The following is a 16,681-nucleotide window of genomic DNA, read 5'->3' on the forward strand; positions in this document are numbered from 1 at the left end:
ATCTACTATAATTAGAAAAAGTATTATGCCCAAAAGTATCGATAAATTAGTTCTTTTTTCTAACCACCAAGTCGGATATTTTTTTGGAAAACTATTTTTAGTATATTACTAAATGCTTTTACCGGCATTTATTACAAATAATCTCATTTTCTTCTACATTTTCTATCTTACAGAATGAAAAAATATAATCAAACAGGATTTCTTCCTCGTTAATTTCATAACTATCACCAAAATTAAACTATCTATAATATGACGGTTTACTTGTTTTTGTTCGTTATATTCAAGACTATATATCAAAAATTAAAAACAACAAGTACATATAGAATCCTGCCATTTTGCATATCTATTGAGTTTTTGCGCTCATTGTGCTATAATAGCGTAACAAAAATATAGAAAGGATTCATTCTAAGGCGGTGAAATAATGAAAAAAATACGCAATCGTTCTCTGATTGTTTGGCTTTTGGTTATGGCTTTTATCGGTGGAATGATATATTTTTCAATTAATCTTATAATCCACGCTGATATTTGGGCCTCAAAACCACAAAATGCACACATTGGTGTAGATGGAATGGGAACAGCTGGAACTATAACAGATATAAATGGTGAAGTTCTTGCTTATAGCGAGGACGGAAACCGATACTATAATTCTGACGCAGACGTTCGCTGTTCTCTGCTTCATACTGTTGGCGATGAGGGAAGAAATATCGGCGGTTCAGTACAAAATGTTTACCGTTCTCAGCTTTCAGGATATAGCTTTATCTTTGGTATGGGACTTCCTAATGGTCTGACTCTTGGCAGAAATATTCAGCTTACTGTAAACAGCGAAATTTGTAAAACTGCTTATCAGGCACTGGGCAATAATCGTGGTGCGGTATTTGTCTATAATTATAAAACGGGCGAAATCGTTGCAAAGGTAAGCAATCCTTCTTACGACCCTCAGAATATTCCTGATATTGATGGCAATGACGAATATGAGGGAGTTTATGTTGACAGAAGTATTATGGCAACATATCCGCCCGGTTCTACTTTTAAGCTTGTCACTGCATCGGCCGCCCTTGAAAATATTTCTGAAGCCGAACTCAAAAACCGAACTTACACTTGCACAGGAAGTGATACTATCGGCGGAAACGAAATTACCTGCTACGAAGCTCACGGCGAGGAAAATTTTGAACAAGCCCTCGCACACTCCTGCAACAGTTACTTCGCACAATTAGCTGTTGATCTTGGTGCTGATAAAATGACTACTCAAGCCAACAGAATGGGTTTTAATAAGAGCGTTTCTATAAACGATATTAACACTGCAAAAAGTATCTATGATGTTTCTAATGCTGATAAAAATCAGCTTGGTTGGAGCGGTGTCGGTCAATATACAACCCTTGCAAGTCCTATGACTATGGCTGTTATTTCCGGAGGTATCGCAAATGGCGGTACACCTGTAATGCCATATCTCATAAAGCAAATTTCATTACCGTTTGGATTGCCAAATATTCCTCAAAGCGGAAGCAACGGAAATCAGATGTTAAGCGAGAAAAATGCAAAAACACTTTCTGATATGATGCGATATACCGTAGAGAACGAATACTACGGCGGTGGCTTTAACGGAGAAGTTTGTGCTAAAACCGGTACTGCTGAAGTCGGCGGTGGCAAAGCCGCTCATGCTTGGGTAACTGGTTTTAGCCGAGATGAAAGCTGTCCTTTGGCATTTGCTGTTATCATTGAAAATGGCAATTCTGGATATTATGCAGCTTTACCTGTTGCCGCACAAGTTATGAATAAGGCTCTTGAAATATACAATAAATCATAACCCCACACAAAAACATGGAGTTTGCAAAACAACCCCATAGGAATCCAATATACCAGCCACACCTAAAGGTGCAAAAAAAGCAACGCCAACCGCAGGCGTTGCTTTTTACTTTATTCTATCGCAGGAATGTCTGAGGAATCACCATCGAAATCTTTATAATCCTTAAAGCTTAACTAACTATTATATCTTCTATTTCTTGATTTCGGATGTATTCCTTCACTACCTTTTTATTTGCTCCTACTGTATCATTTTATACAAAATACTCTTTTGTCATACTTAATACTTCATATTTGCAGGTTTTTTAATATTTTCCTTTAAGATACCAAACAAAATTTGATACTGCCAATTTTGGCTGAATGGATACCAACATATGAATATGGTCCGGAATTTCATGTGCTTCTATTATTTCCGCACATTTAAAGTAACACAATCTTCTCAGTATCTCTCCAATATCATTTTTTCATCTTAATATATCACTTTTATCCAACACTCCAGTGTTAAGAGGTTGATATTTACATCTTGTATGTGATAAACTTTTTTCATCCATTTGGATTCGACCTCCTTTGTTTTTGCACAGTTGGCATTACCCGCTCTTAGTTTAACAAAAAGAGGTTTTATTTTTTCTTAAATACAATAAAAAAAATCCGTTCCGCATTTTTACGGAACGGATTTTTATTTCTGAATTAAGGCCAAACAAAAACCATTTGGCCAATATTTGTTTTGAAACCACCAAAAATATGAAAAAATTCGGTTGTTTGATTATCTCTTTGAGAACTGCGGTGCGCGACGAGCAGCCTTGAGACCGTACTTCTTACGCTCTTTCATTCTTGGGTCACGAGTGAGGAAGCCAGCCTTCTTGAGCTTTGGACGAAGTGCTTCGCTATCGTATTGGAGAAGTGCTCTTGCTACGCCATGACGGATAGCACCAGCCTGACCGGAAACGCCGCCGCCTGCAACTCTGCAAACGATATCGAACTTGCCGTCAGTTTCTGTAAGAACGAGAGGCTGACGAACGATGAGCTTTAATGTTTCAAGACCGAAATATTCATCAATATCTCTGTCATTAATTGTGATTTTGCCTGTACCCTGATAAAGTCTTACTCTTGCAACAGAGCTTTTTCTTCTACCAGTACCGTAAAAATAAGGTGTCTTATCGTACATTTAAATATTGCCTCCTTTCTTATTTATCCCAAACTTCAGGCTTCTGAGCCTCGTGCTTATGCTCTGCACCCTTATAGAGACGGAGTCTTGTCATAGCAGCGCGGCCGATAGTGTTGTTAGGGATCATACCATAGATAGCAAGCTCAACAGCCTTTTCCGGCTTAGTAGCCATGAGTGTATCATAGCGAGTAGCCTTCATGTGGCCGATATAGCCTGTGTGGCGATAATAATACTTCTGCTGAAGCTTGTTGCCTGTGAGAACAACCTTATCGCAGTTGATAACAATAACATGGTCACCACAGTCTACATGTGGTGTGTAAGTTGTCTTAAGCTTACCGCGGAGAAGATCAGCAGCCTGAACAGCAACGCGTCCGAGTGGCTTACCGGCAGCATCAATGATGTACCACTTGCGTTCAATCTCAGCGGGCTTAGCCATATAAGTTGACATTAGCGTTTCCTCCTGTTTTCATAAACATTTTGCATATTCTCAAGGATACTGACAGTACCCTTTTCAAGTCACAAGATAGATAATATCACAGACAAACAGTGAAGTCAAGGGTTTTTTTGATTTTTTAAATTTTGAATAGAAAAAACTCTCTTTATCTTTATTTTTCTTAATTATACTCTCTTATGCTAATTTATGATTTTTAATATCTATAAATATACTTTCTGTCTTTTCCAAACATAAAAAATTTCCACTATGAACATATTATATGATATAGTATAAAGTATTTTAAGTTTTGTGATTTATTACAAATTTCTCGCTTTTTCACTTGAAATATATGCGTATTATGGTAAAATAAAAGCAACAGCTCTATACCCAAAATTTCAGAAGGGAATGAAAAATTTGAACGATTTTACCTATCAAAATAAAACTAAAATAGTATTTGGAAGAAATTCCGAAAATCAACTTCCACAGCTTATAAAGGAATACGGCTCTAAAATTTTACTTGTTTATGGCGGAGAAAGTATAAAAGAAATCGGTCTTTATGATAGAATTACAACTATGCTCAATGAAAACGAATTTGAATATTTTGAACTTTCCGGAATAGTACCAAATCCGAGACTCAGAAAGGTTTATGAAGGAATAGACATTTGCAGACAACAAAATATCGAATTTATACTTGCTGTTGGTGGTGGAAGTGTAATTGATACCGCAAAAGCTATCGCACTCGGATTTTCGTATGAAGGCGATGTTTGGGATTTCTTTGAAAACAGAAATGAACCGGAAACCTGTCTGCCGGTTGGTGTGGTTCTTACTATACCTGCCGCAGGAAGTGAATCGAGCAAGAATCTTGTCATCACTAAAGAAGACGGACTTCTAAAGCGTGGTTATGGAAGTGAAAAACTTCGTCCACAGTTTGCAATTATGAATCCTGAAACAACTTATTCCCTACCATTCTACCAGACAGCTTGCGGAATATCAGATATGCTCGCACATATAATGGAACGCTATTTTACAAAAACAGAGCATGTTGATGTCAGTGATAGACTTTGCGAAGGTCTTATGCGAGCAATAATCTCTAATGCAAAACTCGTAAAGCAAGACCCGGAAAATTATGATGCAAGAGCCGAAATAATGTGGGCAGGAACTCTTGCACACAGCGGTTTAATAGGTATGGGCAGAGAAGAAGACTGGGGCTCTCATGCAATAGAGCATGAACTTTCTGCAATTTATGATATTGCACACGGTGCAGGACTTGCAATAGTATTTCCGGCATGGATGAAGCATGTATACAGAGAAAATGAAGAACGCTTTGTCCAGTTTGCACAGAGAGTTATGAGCGTTGAATTGCCTAATTCAATGGTTTATGAAACTATAATGGAGGGTATCTCCCGACTTGAGGGGTTCTATACATCTCTCGGACTTCCGACAAGACTTTCAGCGGTTGGAATAGATAGTTCTCGTCTTGAAGAAATGGCTAAAAAAGCTAATTCATGCGGAAACTTCAAGAAGCTTGATGCAAGCGATATTTATAAGATTTACAAATTAGCACTTGATTAAGGAATGATTAAAGATGAAAAAAATTTGTGTATTTGATTTGGACGGAACTCTCGTCAACTCAATCTATGATCTCGCCGACGCTATGAACTACGCTCTTGTAAAAAACGGCTTTGAGCCTCACGAAACAGAAAAATACCGTTTTATGGTTGGCAACGGCATTTCAACATTGGCTGACAGAGCTATGGTTATCCCAAAAGGAATGGCAACTGATGAGCAGAAAAAGCAGGTTCTTGCAGATTTCAACGAATACTATACAGAACACAGCCTCGATAAAACCGTACCATATGATGGTATAACAGAGTTGCTCACAAAGTTAGACGAGCTTTCAATCAAATATGCGATTATGTCAAATAAGCCTGATAAATTCACAAAATCTATTGCTGCAAAGCTTTTCCCTAATAATAAATTTGCGGCAGCTTGGGGGCAGCGACCTGATTTTGAGAGAAAGCCTTGTCCTGACGCACTGCTTGCAATGCTTTCAGAGCTTGGCTTTGATAAGAGCGATTGCCTGTATATAGGCGACAGCAATGTTGATGTCCAAACTGCGAAAAATGCCGAAATAGATTTCTGCGGTGTAAATTGGGGCTTCCGTCCCGAAAGTGAACTTATTGCAGAGGGTGCAACATTTATCGCAAAGACTGCCGATGATATTCTTGCAAGACTGTAGATTACAAAATTAGCCTGTTCAAGATAAGTAAATCGGTATCTGTGGAGGTAAAAATGATAAATAGAGATAATCCATCGTTAGAATATATAAAAAGCAAAGCGAACGAAATTCCTAAATTCAAAAAAACTATTGGCATTATTGAAAAAGAGTTAGAAAATAAGAATACGATATTGGCTATTGGAAACGCAGGAGCTTTGCCGGATGAAACTTACATAATTATTCGGTTTAGCCATAAAGCAAATGAGCAATATGATGAATTAAAAGATTTTGGAACAAAATATAAGTGCATTACATTTTGCGATAATAATGGAGCAACATCGATTTGGTTTCCAAAACAATAAATATACAAATTTTTTTGGGGAATAGCTTTACAACTTCCAGTTTATAATTACATAAAATCTACGAAAGGAGAACTATCAACAATATGGATATAACAAACGAAAAGATTGATAACGGCAAAGAATATGGGTGTTAAATTATATACAGATTTTAATTTTAGAGATATTTAAGTAAACAAAGAGGTAAAAAATATTATGAAAACCATAGCCGAATTAGAAAAATATTTAGAAGAAGAATGCTACTCCTTTTATGCAATAACTATTGGAAAACATATGGCACCTGAAGGGTTTGTTATAAAGCAAGATGGACAAGAATATATATATGGCTATTCCGAAAGAGGTTTTCTTCGTACGATTAAGGCTTCTGAATCAGAAGAAGAACTTGTTAATTATGCACTAAAAGACTTAGCAAGTTACAAGTGGAATAGAGCACATTTAGTTGCACGAATGTGGTCAGAATATGATGCTACTGAAGCTGAAAGAGAATTAAGTAGAATGCATATTGCTTTTGAAAGAAATGATGTTCATAATTGTGATATGGAACATAGAAGGTTATGTAGAATATTTGTTTTCGGAAGAGATATTTTGAGACTTTCAGATTTTAAAAGAAAATATATTCAGGATCCATAACATATAATATCTACCGTATTATATCAGAAAATAAATCCGTTTTTCTTTGTAGAAAAAGCTTTCAAACCCAAAAACTTCACGAAAGGAGAACTATTGACAATATGGATATAACAAACGAAAAAATTGATAACGGCAAAGCCTTTGACTGGGGCAGAGTTTCCGCTGAATATGTGAAATATAGGGATATTTACCCTAAGGAATTTTATGATAAAATTATAAGCTTAGGCTTATGTACAAAAGGACAAAAGGTTCTTGATGTAGGTACTGGAACAGGAGTTCTCCCAAGACATTTGTATGAATACGGTGCAGATTTTGTCGGTGCGGATATTTCAGAAAATCAGATAGAAGCCGCAAAAGTTCTCGCAAAGGAAAATAAGCAGAATATTCAGTTTATTGTTTCATCTGCAGAAGATATTGATTTTCCACAGGATAGCTTTGATGTGATTACAGCGTGTCAGTGCTTTTTCTATTTTCATTATGAAACTGTCATACCGAATTTTGCAAAAATGTTGAAAAAGGGTGGCAAGCTGGCAGTTTTATATATGGAGTGGCTTCCGTTTGAGGATAAAATCGCAAAAGCAAGTGAAGATCTTGTTCTGAAATACAATCCAAAATGGAATGGTGCAGGCGAAATCAAACACCCAATAATTCTGCCTGAATTTGTGGACAAGTATTTTGATACGGTTTACAGTGAAGAATTTGACCTTGATGTTCCGTTTACAAGAGAGAGCTGGAACGGAAGAATGAAAGCGTGTCGTGGAACAGGTGCGTCTCTCTCCGAAGAAGAACTCGTAAAATGGGAAAATGAGCATAAAAAGCTCCTTGAGGAAATTGCAGACGAATCCTTTGCAATTAAGCACTATGCTGCAATAAAGGTATTGCAAGTTAAGAAGTAAACTTGGAGGTATAGCCTTGCAGAAACGAAACTATCAAAAAGAGCTTGATTCTGTAATCAACAATATAACAAAAAAAGGTATTCGACCAAAGCTGTTGCTACATTCGTGTTGTGCTCCATGCAGCAGCTATGTTCTTGAATACCTTAATCAATATTTTGATATTACATTGTATTATTATAATCCAAATATATCTCCTGAAAGCGAATACAATTTCAGAATAAGCGAATTACATAGACTCGTTTCTGAAATGGGCATAAGCGTTAAAATAATTGACGGCGATTACGAACCCGAGGCCTTTGAAGAAATTGCAAAGGGACTTGAAGACGAACCCGAACGAGGTGCAAGATGTATAAAATGCTACCGTCTTCGCCTTGAAAGCTCTGCAAAAATTGCAAAGGAGCAAAACTTTGATTATTTCACAACTACGCTTTCAATAAGTCCTATGAAAAATGCAGACGCTCTTAATTCTATTGGTTCGGCTCTTGCGGATAAATACGGCGTCCCATATCTTTTTTCTGACTTCAAAAAGAAAGAGGGTTATAAACGCTCAATAGAGCTTTCAAAGCAATATAATCTTTATCGCCAAAATTATTGCGGTTGCAGATTTTCAAAAGCTCAAGCTGAAAGTCAGAATAAGTTAAATAAATAGATTGCACTATCACGAATAAAGCCATATGGCAGACTATCTACAATGCTATAAAGCGAAATGGAATCTTTTATTATGAGGTATACGCCAATAGCTGTAAGAATTAAAAATACTAAAAAGAAAATTACAGCAAGTATTCTTATTGTCTTCATTTTGCTTTACCTCCATATTTGATTCTATTTCTTATAAATCTAAAGTATTTTCCGATAAGCTTTATTCCGTCATATATAGAAAGAATTGCTATAAATATTCCGAAAACAGCCAGAAAAACTCCTGCCACAGCAATAAAGAAAAAACCTACACTAAGTGAATTAAGAATAAAGCTTGAAAATACCATAACCATACCGGCTATGCAAAAAGCTATTCCTAAAGCGAAAAAAGCAAGCATAATTGCAATCATAGTAGGTACAATAATAATTGAAAGAGTTCCCCAGATAGCAGCCTCCCATGAATGGGCAGTGCCGCTATTTTTATTTCCAGCCTGCTCAATATTATAATGGTCATGATAACCTCTATCAGATTGATACATATTGATAAAATATTCTGCGGCATCTTCAGGACTTCCTAAATCGTATATAATATCCTGTTCAGTCTTGCCATTTTTCATCTCTTGTGAAAACTGAAGTTCATAGTCATTCATAACCTTATTTCGATTTTCTTTAGAAAGAGGTTTAAGTGCTGTATAAAGCCTTTGCATATACTCTTGCTTTGTCAATAATATCACTATCCCGTCCTTAAATTCAAAGAAAATATACTGCAAAAAAATCCTTTTGTCAAGCTTGATACTTAATTAAATAATCAAAAAAATACAGATTTTAGCAAGAAAATTTTAAAAAATATTGACAATATAAAAATTACAGAAAGTTTAATAAAACATATTAAAAGTACACGGTGGAAAAGTTTTCAAACATAGAATTTCGCATAGTTTCAAGGGTTTTTAAGAAAGTTATCCACACTTTCAACAGGGTTTTCAACATTTATGGGGGAAAACTCTGATTACAAATAGTATAATTATTTAAAAGAACTAAAAATTTGAATAATTTTCTTAAAAATAGACAATTATATAGTAGCTAAAATAACAAAAATTCGGGAGGTTGTTTTTATGATTAAGGGTATTAACAGAAGTATAATTGAGGTTCTTGATACAGGCAGCGTTTATTATGAAAGAGCCTTGCTTGTAATAAGACCGGAATATGCCTCAGCTCAAAGAGAATTGCTTGAACAAGAGGCAAAAAAGCTTCTCGAAAATATGGGAGAACCATCGTCCCTTAAACGCAGTAAAAGACGCTTTAAAAATATTGTCACTTTTTGTATAGCAGCCGCTATAGGTGCAATTTTTACTGCCCTGTGTTTTTTGATTTAATCATATTTTATGTAGAATACAATATAATTAAAATAAGATAGTATAATAGCCATGATTTGTTAAAAAGACAGACTAAAATAATATTTCCGCTTTATTTCATTTAATATAATTTTTAATAAATCAGAGGGCTTATGGATAACAAGAAACTTGCACTTATGGAGTTTATTGGCTCAGCATTTGTTTTTTCATTTGGAATGTTAGTAAAATATGCTTTTATACTATCAGAAGGTGATGTATGGAGCTTTTTCATATCCAGTGTTAATAACAGTGCTTGGGAACAGCTAAAACCTTTTACCTTTCCATTTTTTATATGGAGCGTTATAGAGCTTGCGGTATTGCGGCTTCCTGTTATACGGTTTGTACCGTCTAAGGTTGCTGCATTTTACATATATTTGGCGTTAGGGCTTTTCTATATGGCTGTATATAATTCATTTTTTGAAGGGTTATGGAGAATATTACTTTTTGTAGGCTTATTTATAATAATCTTAGTATCGCATTATATTTCCTATAAGATAATTACCAAGATAAAAATTATCAGTAGTTTTTTTATACCCTCACTTGTGGCATTAGTCTTATTTATGGCTATGTTTATATTCTTTACACCACACGCACCTCACGGAGCATTATTTTATGATGCAATCAATGGCGGCTACGGTCTTTTGTAGTCAGTTTTTCCACCTTCTTGAAAAATCCAAGTAATTGTTGTATACTTAATAAAGTAGCATGAGCTTGGAGGAAAATATAATGGATTTATTTGAAAAGACGCTCGAAAGCAAAGAAATATTCGATGGTAAGGTTATTCATGTCACCTTAGATAAGGTAGAACTTCAAGATGGAAAAACTTCTTTTCGCGAGATTGTAGGACACCCCGGAGGAGTTTGCGTTGCCGCCCTCACCGAAAATGACGAGCTACTTTTTGTAAAACAATTCAGATACCCATATAAAGAAGTTACAATCGAACTTCCTGCCGGCAAACTCGAAAAGGGTCAAAACCCACTTGAAAATGGAAAGCGTGAACTTTTAGAGGAAACCGGTGCTATCGGAAGCGGATATATAAGCTTAGGAAAGCTATATCCGAGTCCAGGCTACTGCGGAGAGATTATCCATATGTATTTTTGCAGAATAGCTCATTTTGAGGCTCAAAAGCTTGATGAAGGCGAATTTCTGAATGTCATAAAAATCCCGCTAAATAGGGCCGTAGAAATGGTTCTCAATAATGAAATTCCTGATGCTAAAACACAAACCGCAGTTTTAAAAACTGCTATGATGATTGATAGGCTAAAAGGACATCCGGAATTATAATAGGAGGTAGATTAAATTGATAAATCCTATTGTAATAATTATCCTTGCAGCATATATACTAAGCTTTCTTGTTCTTAGAATAGTTGTAAAGCCTAAAAAGCCAATATTCACAGGCGCATTGCTTTTAATGCTTATCTTATTTGTAATTGTAACAAGTATGATAGATACTTCTATATATGGTTCAGAACTTATGAATGATTTCGAGAAAAGCATAGTTTCTTTTGTGACATCTACAAGAATCCATGACACTGTTAAGCTTGAAACCTCATTCAGAATTTTTGCATGGATAGACATTGGATTGTTTGCTGTAACTATAATTTCTATGTATGTAGAACTCAGAGCAATTCTTATTTCAGTTTATTCTGAACGGGGAAAATCTAAAAATAATGAACCTGAAAATAATACAGAACAAACAAATCATTCTGTGAAAGGAATTTAAAATATGGACAACATCGGAATTTATGTTCATATTCCCTTTTGTGCCTCTAAATGTAAATATTGCGATTTCTTTTCTAAAAATGGTAATGTTGATGAAATAAATCATTATGTATCCGCTGTAAACGAAAGGCTTACTAAATATGGCAAAGAGCTTAATCGTACAGCGGATACTCTTTATATTGGCGGAGGTACTCCGGGAATTATTGGTGCAGAAAGGCTATCATCAATCGCAGAAACAGCTAAATCTGCCTTTATGATTGATGAGAATGCAGAAATCACTGCCGAACTTAATCCTGCCTCAGCTGATGAAAGCTTTGATTTTGCAAGACTCAGACAAGCCGGTTTCAACAGGCTTTCAATAGGTATGCAATCCGCTAATAACAATGAACTTAAAAGACTGGGCAGACTTCATACAGCAGAAGATGTCAAAACAACAGTTCTAAATGCAAGAAAAGCAGGTTTTAAAAATATTTCACTCGACCTAATGCTCTGTATTCCAGAACAAACAAAAGAAAGCCTTGCACATTCTATTGAATATTGTTCAGAACTTGGCGTTGACCATATTTCAGCTTATATACTTAAAATCGAAGAAGGAACACCTTTCTATAAAGAAAAAGACGCACTTACTCTTGACGAGGATACTCAAGCAGAATTTTATCTTTTCGCCTGTGAAAAGCTTGAACAATTTGGATATCATCAGTACGAAATATCCAATTTTGCAAAAAATGGTATGGAAAGCAAGCATAATCTTAAATATTGGAATTGTGATGAGTATCTCGGAATTGGCTGTGCAGCACATTCCTTTATAAATGGAAAACGCTTTTATACGGAGCGCTCTTTTGATGAATTTTATAAAGGAATAACTCATCAAGATGGGAATGGCGGTTATATCGAAGAATATATTATGCTAAGACTTAGACTTGCAAAAGGACTTACTCAAAAAGACTTTAAACAACGCTTTGGCATAAAAATCCCTGAAAATTATATTAAAAATGCAAAAAAATTTGCAAATACAAATCTTCTTATATGCGACGATAATGGAATAAAGCTTACGAAAGATGGTTTCCTTATATCTAATACACTAATCCTCGAAATATTATCAGCAAACGGTTGAAATGTTGTAAAATTTAATATATAATTACAGTATATTATAAAAAAATTGTGATGTTATCACTAAACGGCGGTGAGGATTATTATGACTGAAAAAGATTTAAAAAAGCTTTTTGGTGAAATTGCAGCGGAATATGGATTTAAAAAGCATAGGTATATGTTTATAAAGGAATACGAAAAATTCATACTCAGAATAAGCTTACAAAATTATCTGGAAAATGACGAATATCATTTCAACTGCTATTTTTTGATTAAAGATATGAATAGCAGCGCATTACTTTCAAGCTTTCTTACAGCTGATATAACAGGCCGTGAAAAACTCGTTACCGACAAGTGTGAAGTTGAAACTATAAGCCTAAAAGATTATAGCAAAGAGGAAATATCAAATATCCTAAGAAATTCTATTGATAAATTTATGCGGATTATAGAAACAACTGGGTTAGGTGGTTATCTGAAGAAAAATCCTGAAATAATTCCAACTATACCTATACGCTCTAAAGAATACCTTGAAAAAGAAGGCGTAATATAAAATCAATAAACGAGTCCTTAAAAAGGAATAATAGAAAAATAAACCTCCTATGGTAGAATAAAAATTACCATAGGAGGTTTTTTTACCAAAAACATATCGCTCAGTATAAAAAATGAAATATTAAATTTTATATAATCAGAGTGAAACTTTAGAACAAATAATAAAAATTTTAAATTACTTTATCAATATAAAAATCAGGCATAGCCCATAATTTGAGCTATGCCCGATTCAATAATCTAAATGTTTTTATTCAGCCGAGTTAGAAGGAGTTTCCTCTCTATACTCAACATCTCTATAACGGTGCATACCTGTACCGGCAGGAACAAGCTTACCGATAATAACATTTTCCTTGAGTCCCATAAGTGGGTCAACTTTACCCTTGATAGCTGCATCTGTAAGAACCCTTGTTGTTTCCTGGAATGATGCGGCTGAAAGGAAGGAATCTGTTGCGAGTGAAGCCTTTGTGATACCGAGAAGCATTGGTGTGTAGGTTGCCTCTGTAAGTCCCTCTTCACCGTTTGCAATTCTTGCACGAATTTCATCGTTAGCGGCATAAAGCTCGCTCTTATCAACGAGAGTTGTTGGCAGAAGCTTTGTAGAGCCGTTATCATCAATTCTGACTTTCTTCATCATCTGACGAATGATAACTTCGATATGCTTATCGTTGATATCAACACCCTGCATACGATATGCTTTCTGAACTTCCTGAATAAGGTAGTTCTGAACAGCTTCTGTACCCTTAATTGCAAGAACATCGTGTGGATTTACAGAACCTTCTGTAATCATTTCACCGGCCTCAATTACCTGACCTTCTTCAACACGAACTCTTGAACCGAACGGAATGAGGTAAGACCTTTGCTCGCCTGTTTCATCATTATAAATAACAGCGTGACGGTTCTTCTTGATTTCCTCGAACTTGACAACACCAGCAATTTCACTGATGATAGCGAGATGCTTAGGCTTTCTGCCCTCAAAGAGTTCCTCAACACGAGGAAGACCCTGTGTAATATCTTCAGCTCCTGCGACACCACCTGTATGGAAGGTTCTCATTGTGAGCTGTGTACCAGGTTCACCGATAGACTGAGCAGCAATAATACCAACAGCCTCACCGACTGTAACAGGCTGACCGTTTGCAAGGTTAGCACCATAGCAACGCTTGCAGACGCCGTGCTTTGCACGACAATGGAGAATTGAACGAAGTTTAATGCGTTCAACGCCCTTGCTGACGATAAGGTCTGCTTCATCATCACCCATAAGCTTATCCTTAGAAACAAGAACTTCGCCTGTTGCTAGGTCTTTGAAGTCTTCGCAAAGGTATCTGCCGAGAAGTCTTTCGTGGAAGCTTTCGATAGATTCCTTACCCTCTTTAATCTCAAATACTTCGATACCCTCAGTAGTACCGCAGTCGTCCTCTCTGATGATAACATCTTGTGAAACATCAACAAGTCTTCTTGTAAGGTAACCTGAGTCAGCTGTTCTAAGAGCTGTATCGGCAAGACCTTTTCTCGCACCACGAGATGAAATAAAGTATTCCAAAATGTTAAGACCTTCACGATAGTTAGCTCTGATAGGAATTTCGATTGTTTTACCTGCTGTATTCGCAATAAGTCCACGCATACCGGCAAGCTGTCTAATCTGGCTCATAGAACCACGGGCACCGGAGTCAGCCATCATAAAGATTGGGTTATATCTGCCGAGGTTTGCTTGAAGTGCATCAGAAACATCGTTTGTTGCAGTTTCCCAAACTTTAAGAACCTTTTCGTAACGCTCTTGGTTAGACATAAAGCCTCGCTTATACATCTTTGTAACCTGGTCAACCTGCTTTTCTGCACGAGCGATAATATCTTTCTTTGCAGGTGGGATTTCAGCATCACAAACAGCAACAGTAATAGCACTCTTTGTAGAATACTTATAACCCTGTGCCTTAACAGCATCGAGAACTTCAGATGTTCTCTGTGTGCCGTGTATTCTTATACACTTATCAAAGATTTTTCCAAGCTGCTTTTTACCAACAAGGAAGTCAATCTCAAACTTGAGGTCATTTTCAGGGTTAGTTCTATCAACAAAGCCCAAATCCTGTGGAATAGGTCTATTAAATATGATTCTACCAACAGTTGTATCGACAAGACCTGTCTTCATAACACCATTGATTTCGAGAGTTCTTCTGACCTTAATCTTAGCATGAAGGCTGACAACCTTTGCATCATAAGCCATAATAGCTTCATCGCAGTCACGGAAGATTTTGCCCTCACCTGGCTCTCCGTCCTTATCGAGTGTAAGATAGTATGAACCAAGAACCATATCCTGTGTAGGAACTGTAACCGGTCGTCCGTCTGATGGCTTGAGGAGGTTATTTGAAGCAAGCATAAGAAATCTTGCTTCTGCCTGAGCCTCTGCTGAAAGCGGTACATGGACAGCCATCTGGTCGCCATCGAAGTCGGCGTTAAATGCTGTACAAGCAAGTGGGTGGAGTTTCAATGCTCTACCCTCTACGAGAACAGGCTCGAATGCCTGAATACCAAGTCTATGAAGTGTAGGAGCACGGTTGAGGAGAACCGGATGTCCCTTGATAACCTTTTCGAGTGCGTCCCAAACCTCTGGCTTTGCTCTCTCAACAGCCTTACGAGCTGCCTTGATGTTGCCGGCGGCATTATTTTCAACAAGAATTTTCATAACGAAAGGCTTGAAGAGTTCGAGAGCCATTTCCTTAGGAAGACCGCACTGGTACATTTTAAGTTCAGGACCAACAACGATAACTGAACGGCCTGAGTAGTCAACACGCTTACCGAGAAGGTTCTGACGGAAGCGTCCCTGCTTACCTTTAAGCATATCGGAAAGTGACTTCAAGGCTCTGTTATTAGGGCCTGTAACCGGTCTGCCTCTTCTGCCGTTATCTATAAGTGCATCAACAGCTTCCTGAAGCATTCTCTTTTCATTTCTGATGATAATATCAGGAGCGTTAAGCTCTAAAAGTCTGCTAAGTCTGTTATTTCTGTTGATAACTCGTCTATAAAGGTCGTTGAGGTCAGATGTTGCAAAGCGTCCGCCGTCAAGCTGAACCATAGGACGAATATCCGGAGGAATAACAGGAATTACATCGAGAATCATCCATTCAGGTCTGTTGCCTGAGAGACGGAAGGATTCTACAACTTCAATTCTCTTGAGGAGTCTTACTCTCTTTTGACCAGAAGCATTTTCGAGTTCTTCTTTAAGTTCAGCGGAGAGCTGGTCGAGGTCTATTTCTGCAAGAAGCTTTTTGATAGCTTCTGCACCCATCATAGCCTCAAAATCGTCTTCATACTTTTCTTTAAGATCTCTATACTCTTTTTCTGTAAGGCACTGCTTTTTCTCGATTTCTCGTACATTGCCCGGGTCAGTAACAATATACATTGCAAAGTAGAGAACCTTTTCGAGTGTTCTTGGGGATATATCAAGGATAAGTCCCATTCTTGATGGAATGCCCTTGAAATACCAGATATGAGATACAGGAGCAGCAAGCTCGATATGTCCCATACGCTCTCTTCTTACCTTGGAACGAGTAACTTCAACACCGCAACGGTCGCAGATTTTTCCCTTAAAGCGAATTTTCTTATACTTACCGCAGTGGCATTCCCAGTCCTTTTGCGGGCCAAAGATAGTTTCGCAGAAAAGACCATCGCGTTCTGGTTTTAGAGTACGGTAGTTGATGGTTTCAGGTTTTTTAACCTCGCCATAAGACCATTCTCTTATCTTTTCGGGTGAAGCAAGACCAATCTTTATAGATTCAAATACATTAAATTCCATTAAATGCTT

General features: G+C 36.8%; 18 protein-coding genes and 1 pseudogene. 13 read left to right on the forward strand and 6 right to left on the reverse strand.

The annotated features are described in order from the left end of the window. The first annotated feature begins 421 nt into the window (after positions 1-421). Entirely contained in the window at positions 422-1,804 is a 1,383-nt protein-coding gene (locus ACLU24_RS00690) for a penicillin-binding transpeptidase domain-containing protein (protein WP_412609438.1), read from the forward strand. A 178-nt stretch (positions 1,805-1,982) separates the two neighbouring features. Here the strand turns inward: ACLU24_RS00690 and ACLU24_RS00695 are convergent. From ACLU24_RS00695 to rplM, 3 genes and pseudogenes are all read right to left on the reverse strand, one after another. Continuing rightward, positions 1,983-2,264, reverse strand: a pseudogene (locus ACLU24_RS00695) (transposase); the annotation flags it as partial. A gap of 299 nt (positions 2,265-2,563) precedes the next feature. Then, positions 2,564-2,965, reverse strand: a complete 402-nt coding sequence (gene rpsI, locus ACLU24_RS00700; protein ID WP_022263600.1) for a 30S ribosomal protein S9 — start codon at positions 2,963-2,965, stop codon at positions 2,564-2,566. A 19-nt stretch (positions 2,966-2,984) separates the two neighbouring features. Further along, positions 2,985-3,413: a 50S ribosomal protein L13 gene (gene rplM / locus ACLU24_RS00705; protein ID WP_412609443.1), complete on the reverse strand. Its 429-nt coding sequence runs from the start codon at positions 3,411-3,413 to the stop codon at positions 2,985-2,987. Between the two features lie 399 nt (positions 3,414-3,812). On the opposite strand from rplM, the gene ACLU24_RS00710 reads away from it, so the two are divergent. From ACLU24_RS00710 to ACLU24_RS00735, 6 genes are all read left to right on the forward strand, one after another. Next, positions 3,813-4,970: an iron-containing alcohol dehydrogenase gene (locus ACLU24_RS00710; protein ID WP_412609972.1), complete on the forward strand. Its 1,158-nt coding sequence runs from the start codon at positions 3,813-3,815 to the stop codon at positions 4,968-4,970. A gap of 13 nt (positions 4,971-4,983) precedes the next feature. Then, the gene (locus tag ACLU24_RS00715; RefSeq protein WP_412609445.1) at positions 4,984-5,637 is read left to right on the forward strand and encodes an HAD family hydrolase; all 654 of its coding nucleotides are present in this window, start codon (positions 4,984-4,986) and stop codon (positions 5,635-5,637) included. A 53-nt stretch (positions 5,638-5,690) separates the two neighbouring features. After that, on the forward strand, positions 5,691-5,978 hold the full coding sequence (locus ACLU24_RS00720) for a hypothetical protein (protein ID WP_022264082.1): 288 nt from the start codon (positions 5,691-5,693) through the stop codon (positions 5,976-5,978). A gap of 192 nt (positions 5,979-6,170) precedes the next feature. Then, positions 6,171-6,605, forward strand: coding sequence for a hypothetical protein (locus ACLU24_RS00725; RefSeq protein WP_412609447.1), 435 nt, complete (start codon positions 6,171-6,173; stop codon positions 6,603-6,605). 101 nt (positions 6,606-6,706) lie between these two features. Continuing rightward, a complete protein-coding gene (locus tag ACLU24_RS00730; RefSeq protein ID WP_412609450.1) occupies positions 6,707-7,501 on the forward strand; it encodes a class I SAM-dependent methyltransferase in 795 nt (264 codons plus the stop codon). A 16-nt stretch (positions 7,502-7,517) separates the two neighbouring features. Continuing rightward, positions 7,518-8,150: an epoxyqueuosine reductase QueH gene (locus ACLU24_RS00735; RefSeq protein WP_412609453.1), complete on the forward strand. Its 633-nt coding sequence runs from the start codon at positions 7,518-7,520 to the stop codon at positions 8,148-8,150. Here the strand turns inward: ACLU24_RS00735 and ACLU24_RS00740 are convergent. Together ACLU24_RS00740 and ACLU24_RS00745 are read right to left on the reverse strand one after the other, a co-directional pair. After that, entirely contained in the window at positions 8,129-8,299 is a 171-nt protein-coding gene (locus ACLU24_RS00740) for a hypothetical protein (protein ID WP_412609456.1), read from the reverse strand. The two genes, ACLU24_RS00735 and ACLU24_RS00740, sit on opposite strands and share 22 nt — an antisense overlap. Then, on the reverse strand, positions 8,296-8,871 hold the full coding sequence (locus ACLU24_RS00745; protein WP_412609459.1) for a DUF1700 domain-containing protein: 576 nt from the start codon (positions 8,869-8,871) through the stop codon (positions 8,296-8,298). Before ACLU24_RS00745 ends, ACLU24_RS00740 begins: the two co-directional genes overlap by 4 nt. A gap of 378 nt (positions 8,872-9,249) precedes the next feature. Between ACLU24_RS00745 and ACLU24_RS00750 the strand changes: the two genes are divergently transcribed. The 6 genes from ACLU24_RS00750 (at position 9,250) to ACLU24_RS00775 (ending at position 12,889) form a co-directional block, all read left to right on the forward strand. Further along, on the forward strand, positions 9,250-9,510 hold the full coding sequence (locus tag ACLU24_RS00750; protein WP_412609461.1) for a hypothetical protein: 261 nt from the start codon (positions 9,250-9,252) through the stop codon (positions 9,508-9,510). A gap of 131 nt (positions 9,511-9,641) precedes the next feature. Beyond that, positions 9,642-10,175, forward strand: coding sequence for a DUF6512 family protein (locus ACLU24_RS00755; protein ID WP_412609464.1), 534 nt, complete (start codon positions 9,642-9,644; stop codon positions 10,173-10,175). A gap of 79 nt (positions 10,176-10,254) precedes the next feature. After that, positions 10,255-10,812, forward strand: a complete 558-nt coding sequence (locus tag ACLU24_RS00760; RefSeq protein ID WP_412609466.1) for an NUDIX domain-containing protein — start codon at positions 10,255-10,257, stop codon at positions 10,810-10,812. Between the two features lie 16 nt (positions 10,813-10,828). Continuing rightward, a complete protein-coding gene (locus ACLU24_RS00765; protein ID WP_412609468.1) occupies positions 10,829-11,251 on the forward strand; it encodes a hypothetical protein in 423 nt (140 codons plus the stop codon). Between the two features lie 3 nt (positions 11,252-11,254). After that, positions 11,255-12,364: a radical SAM family heme chaperone HemW gene (hemW, locus tag ACLU24_RS00770; RefSeq protein WP_412609470.1), complete on the forward strand. Its 1,110-nt coding sequence runs from the start codon at positions 11,255-11,257 to the stop codon at positions 12,362-12,364. A gap of 81 nt (positions 12,365-12,445) precedes the next feature. After that, a complete protein-coding gene (locus tag ACLU24_RS00775) occupies positions 12,446-12,889 on the forward strand; it encodes a DUF4304 domain-containing protein (protein ID WP_412609473.1) in 444 nt (147 codons plus the stop codon). A 246-nt stretch (positions 12,890-13,135) separates the two neighbouring features. Here the strand turns inward: ACLU24_RS00775 and rpoC are convergent, their stop codons facing one another. Further along, positions 13,136-16,672, reverse strand: a complete 3,537-nt coding sequence (gene rpoC / locus ACLU24_RS00780; RefSeq protein WP_412609475.1) for a DNA-directed RNA polymerase subunit beta' — start codon at positions 16,670-16,672, stop codon at positions 13,136-13,138. Positions 16,673-16,681: the final 9 nt, after the last annotated feature.

The organism is Pseudoruminococcus sp. (assembly GCF_047012705.1).
Taxonomy (GTDB): Bacteria; Bacillota; Clostridia; order Oscillospirales; family Acutalibacteraceae; genus Pseudoruminococcus.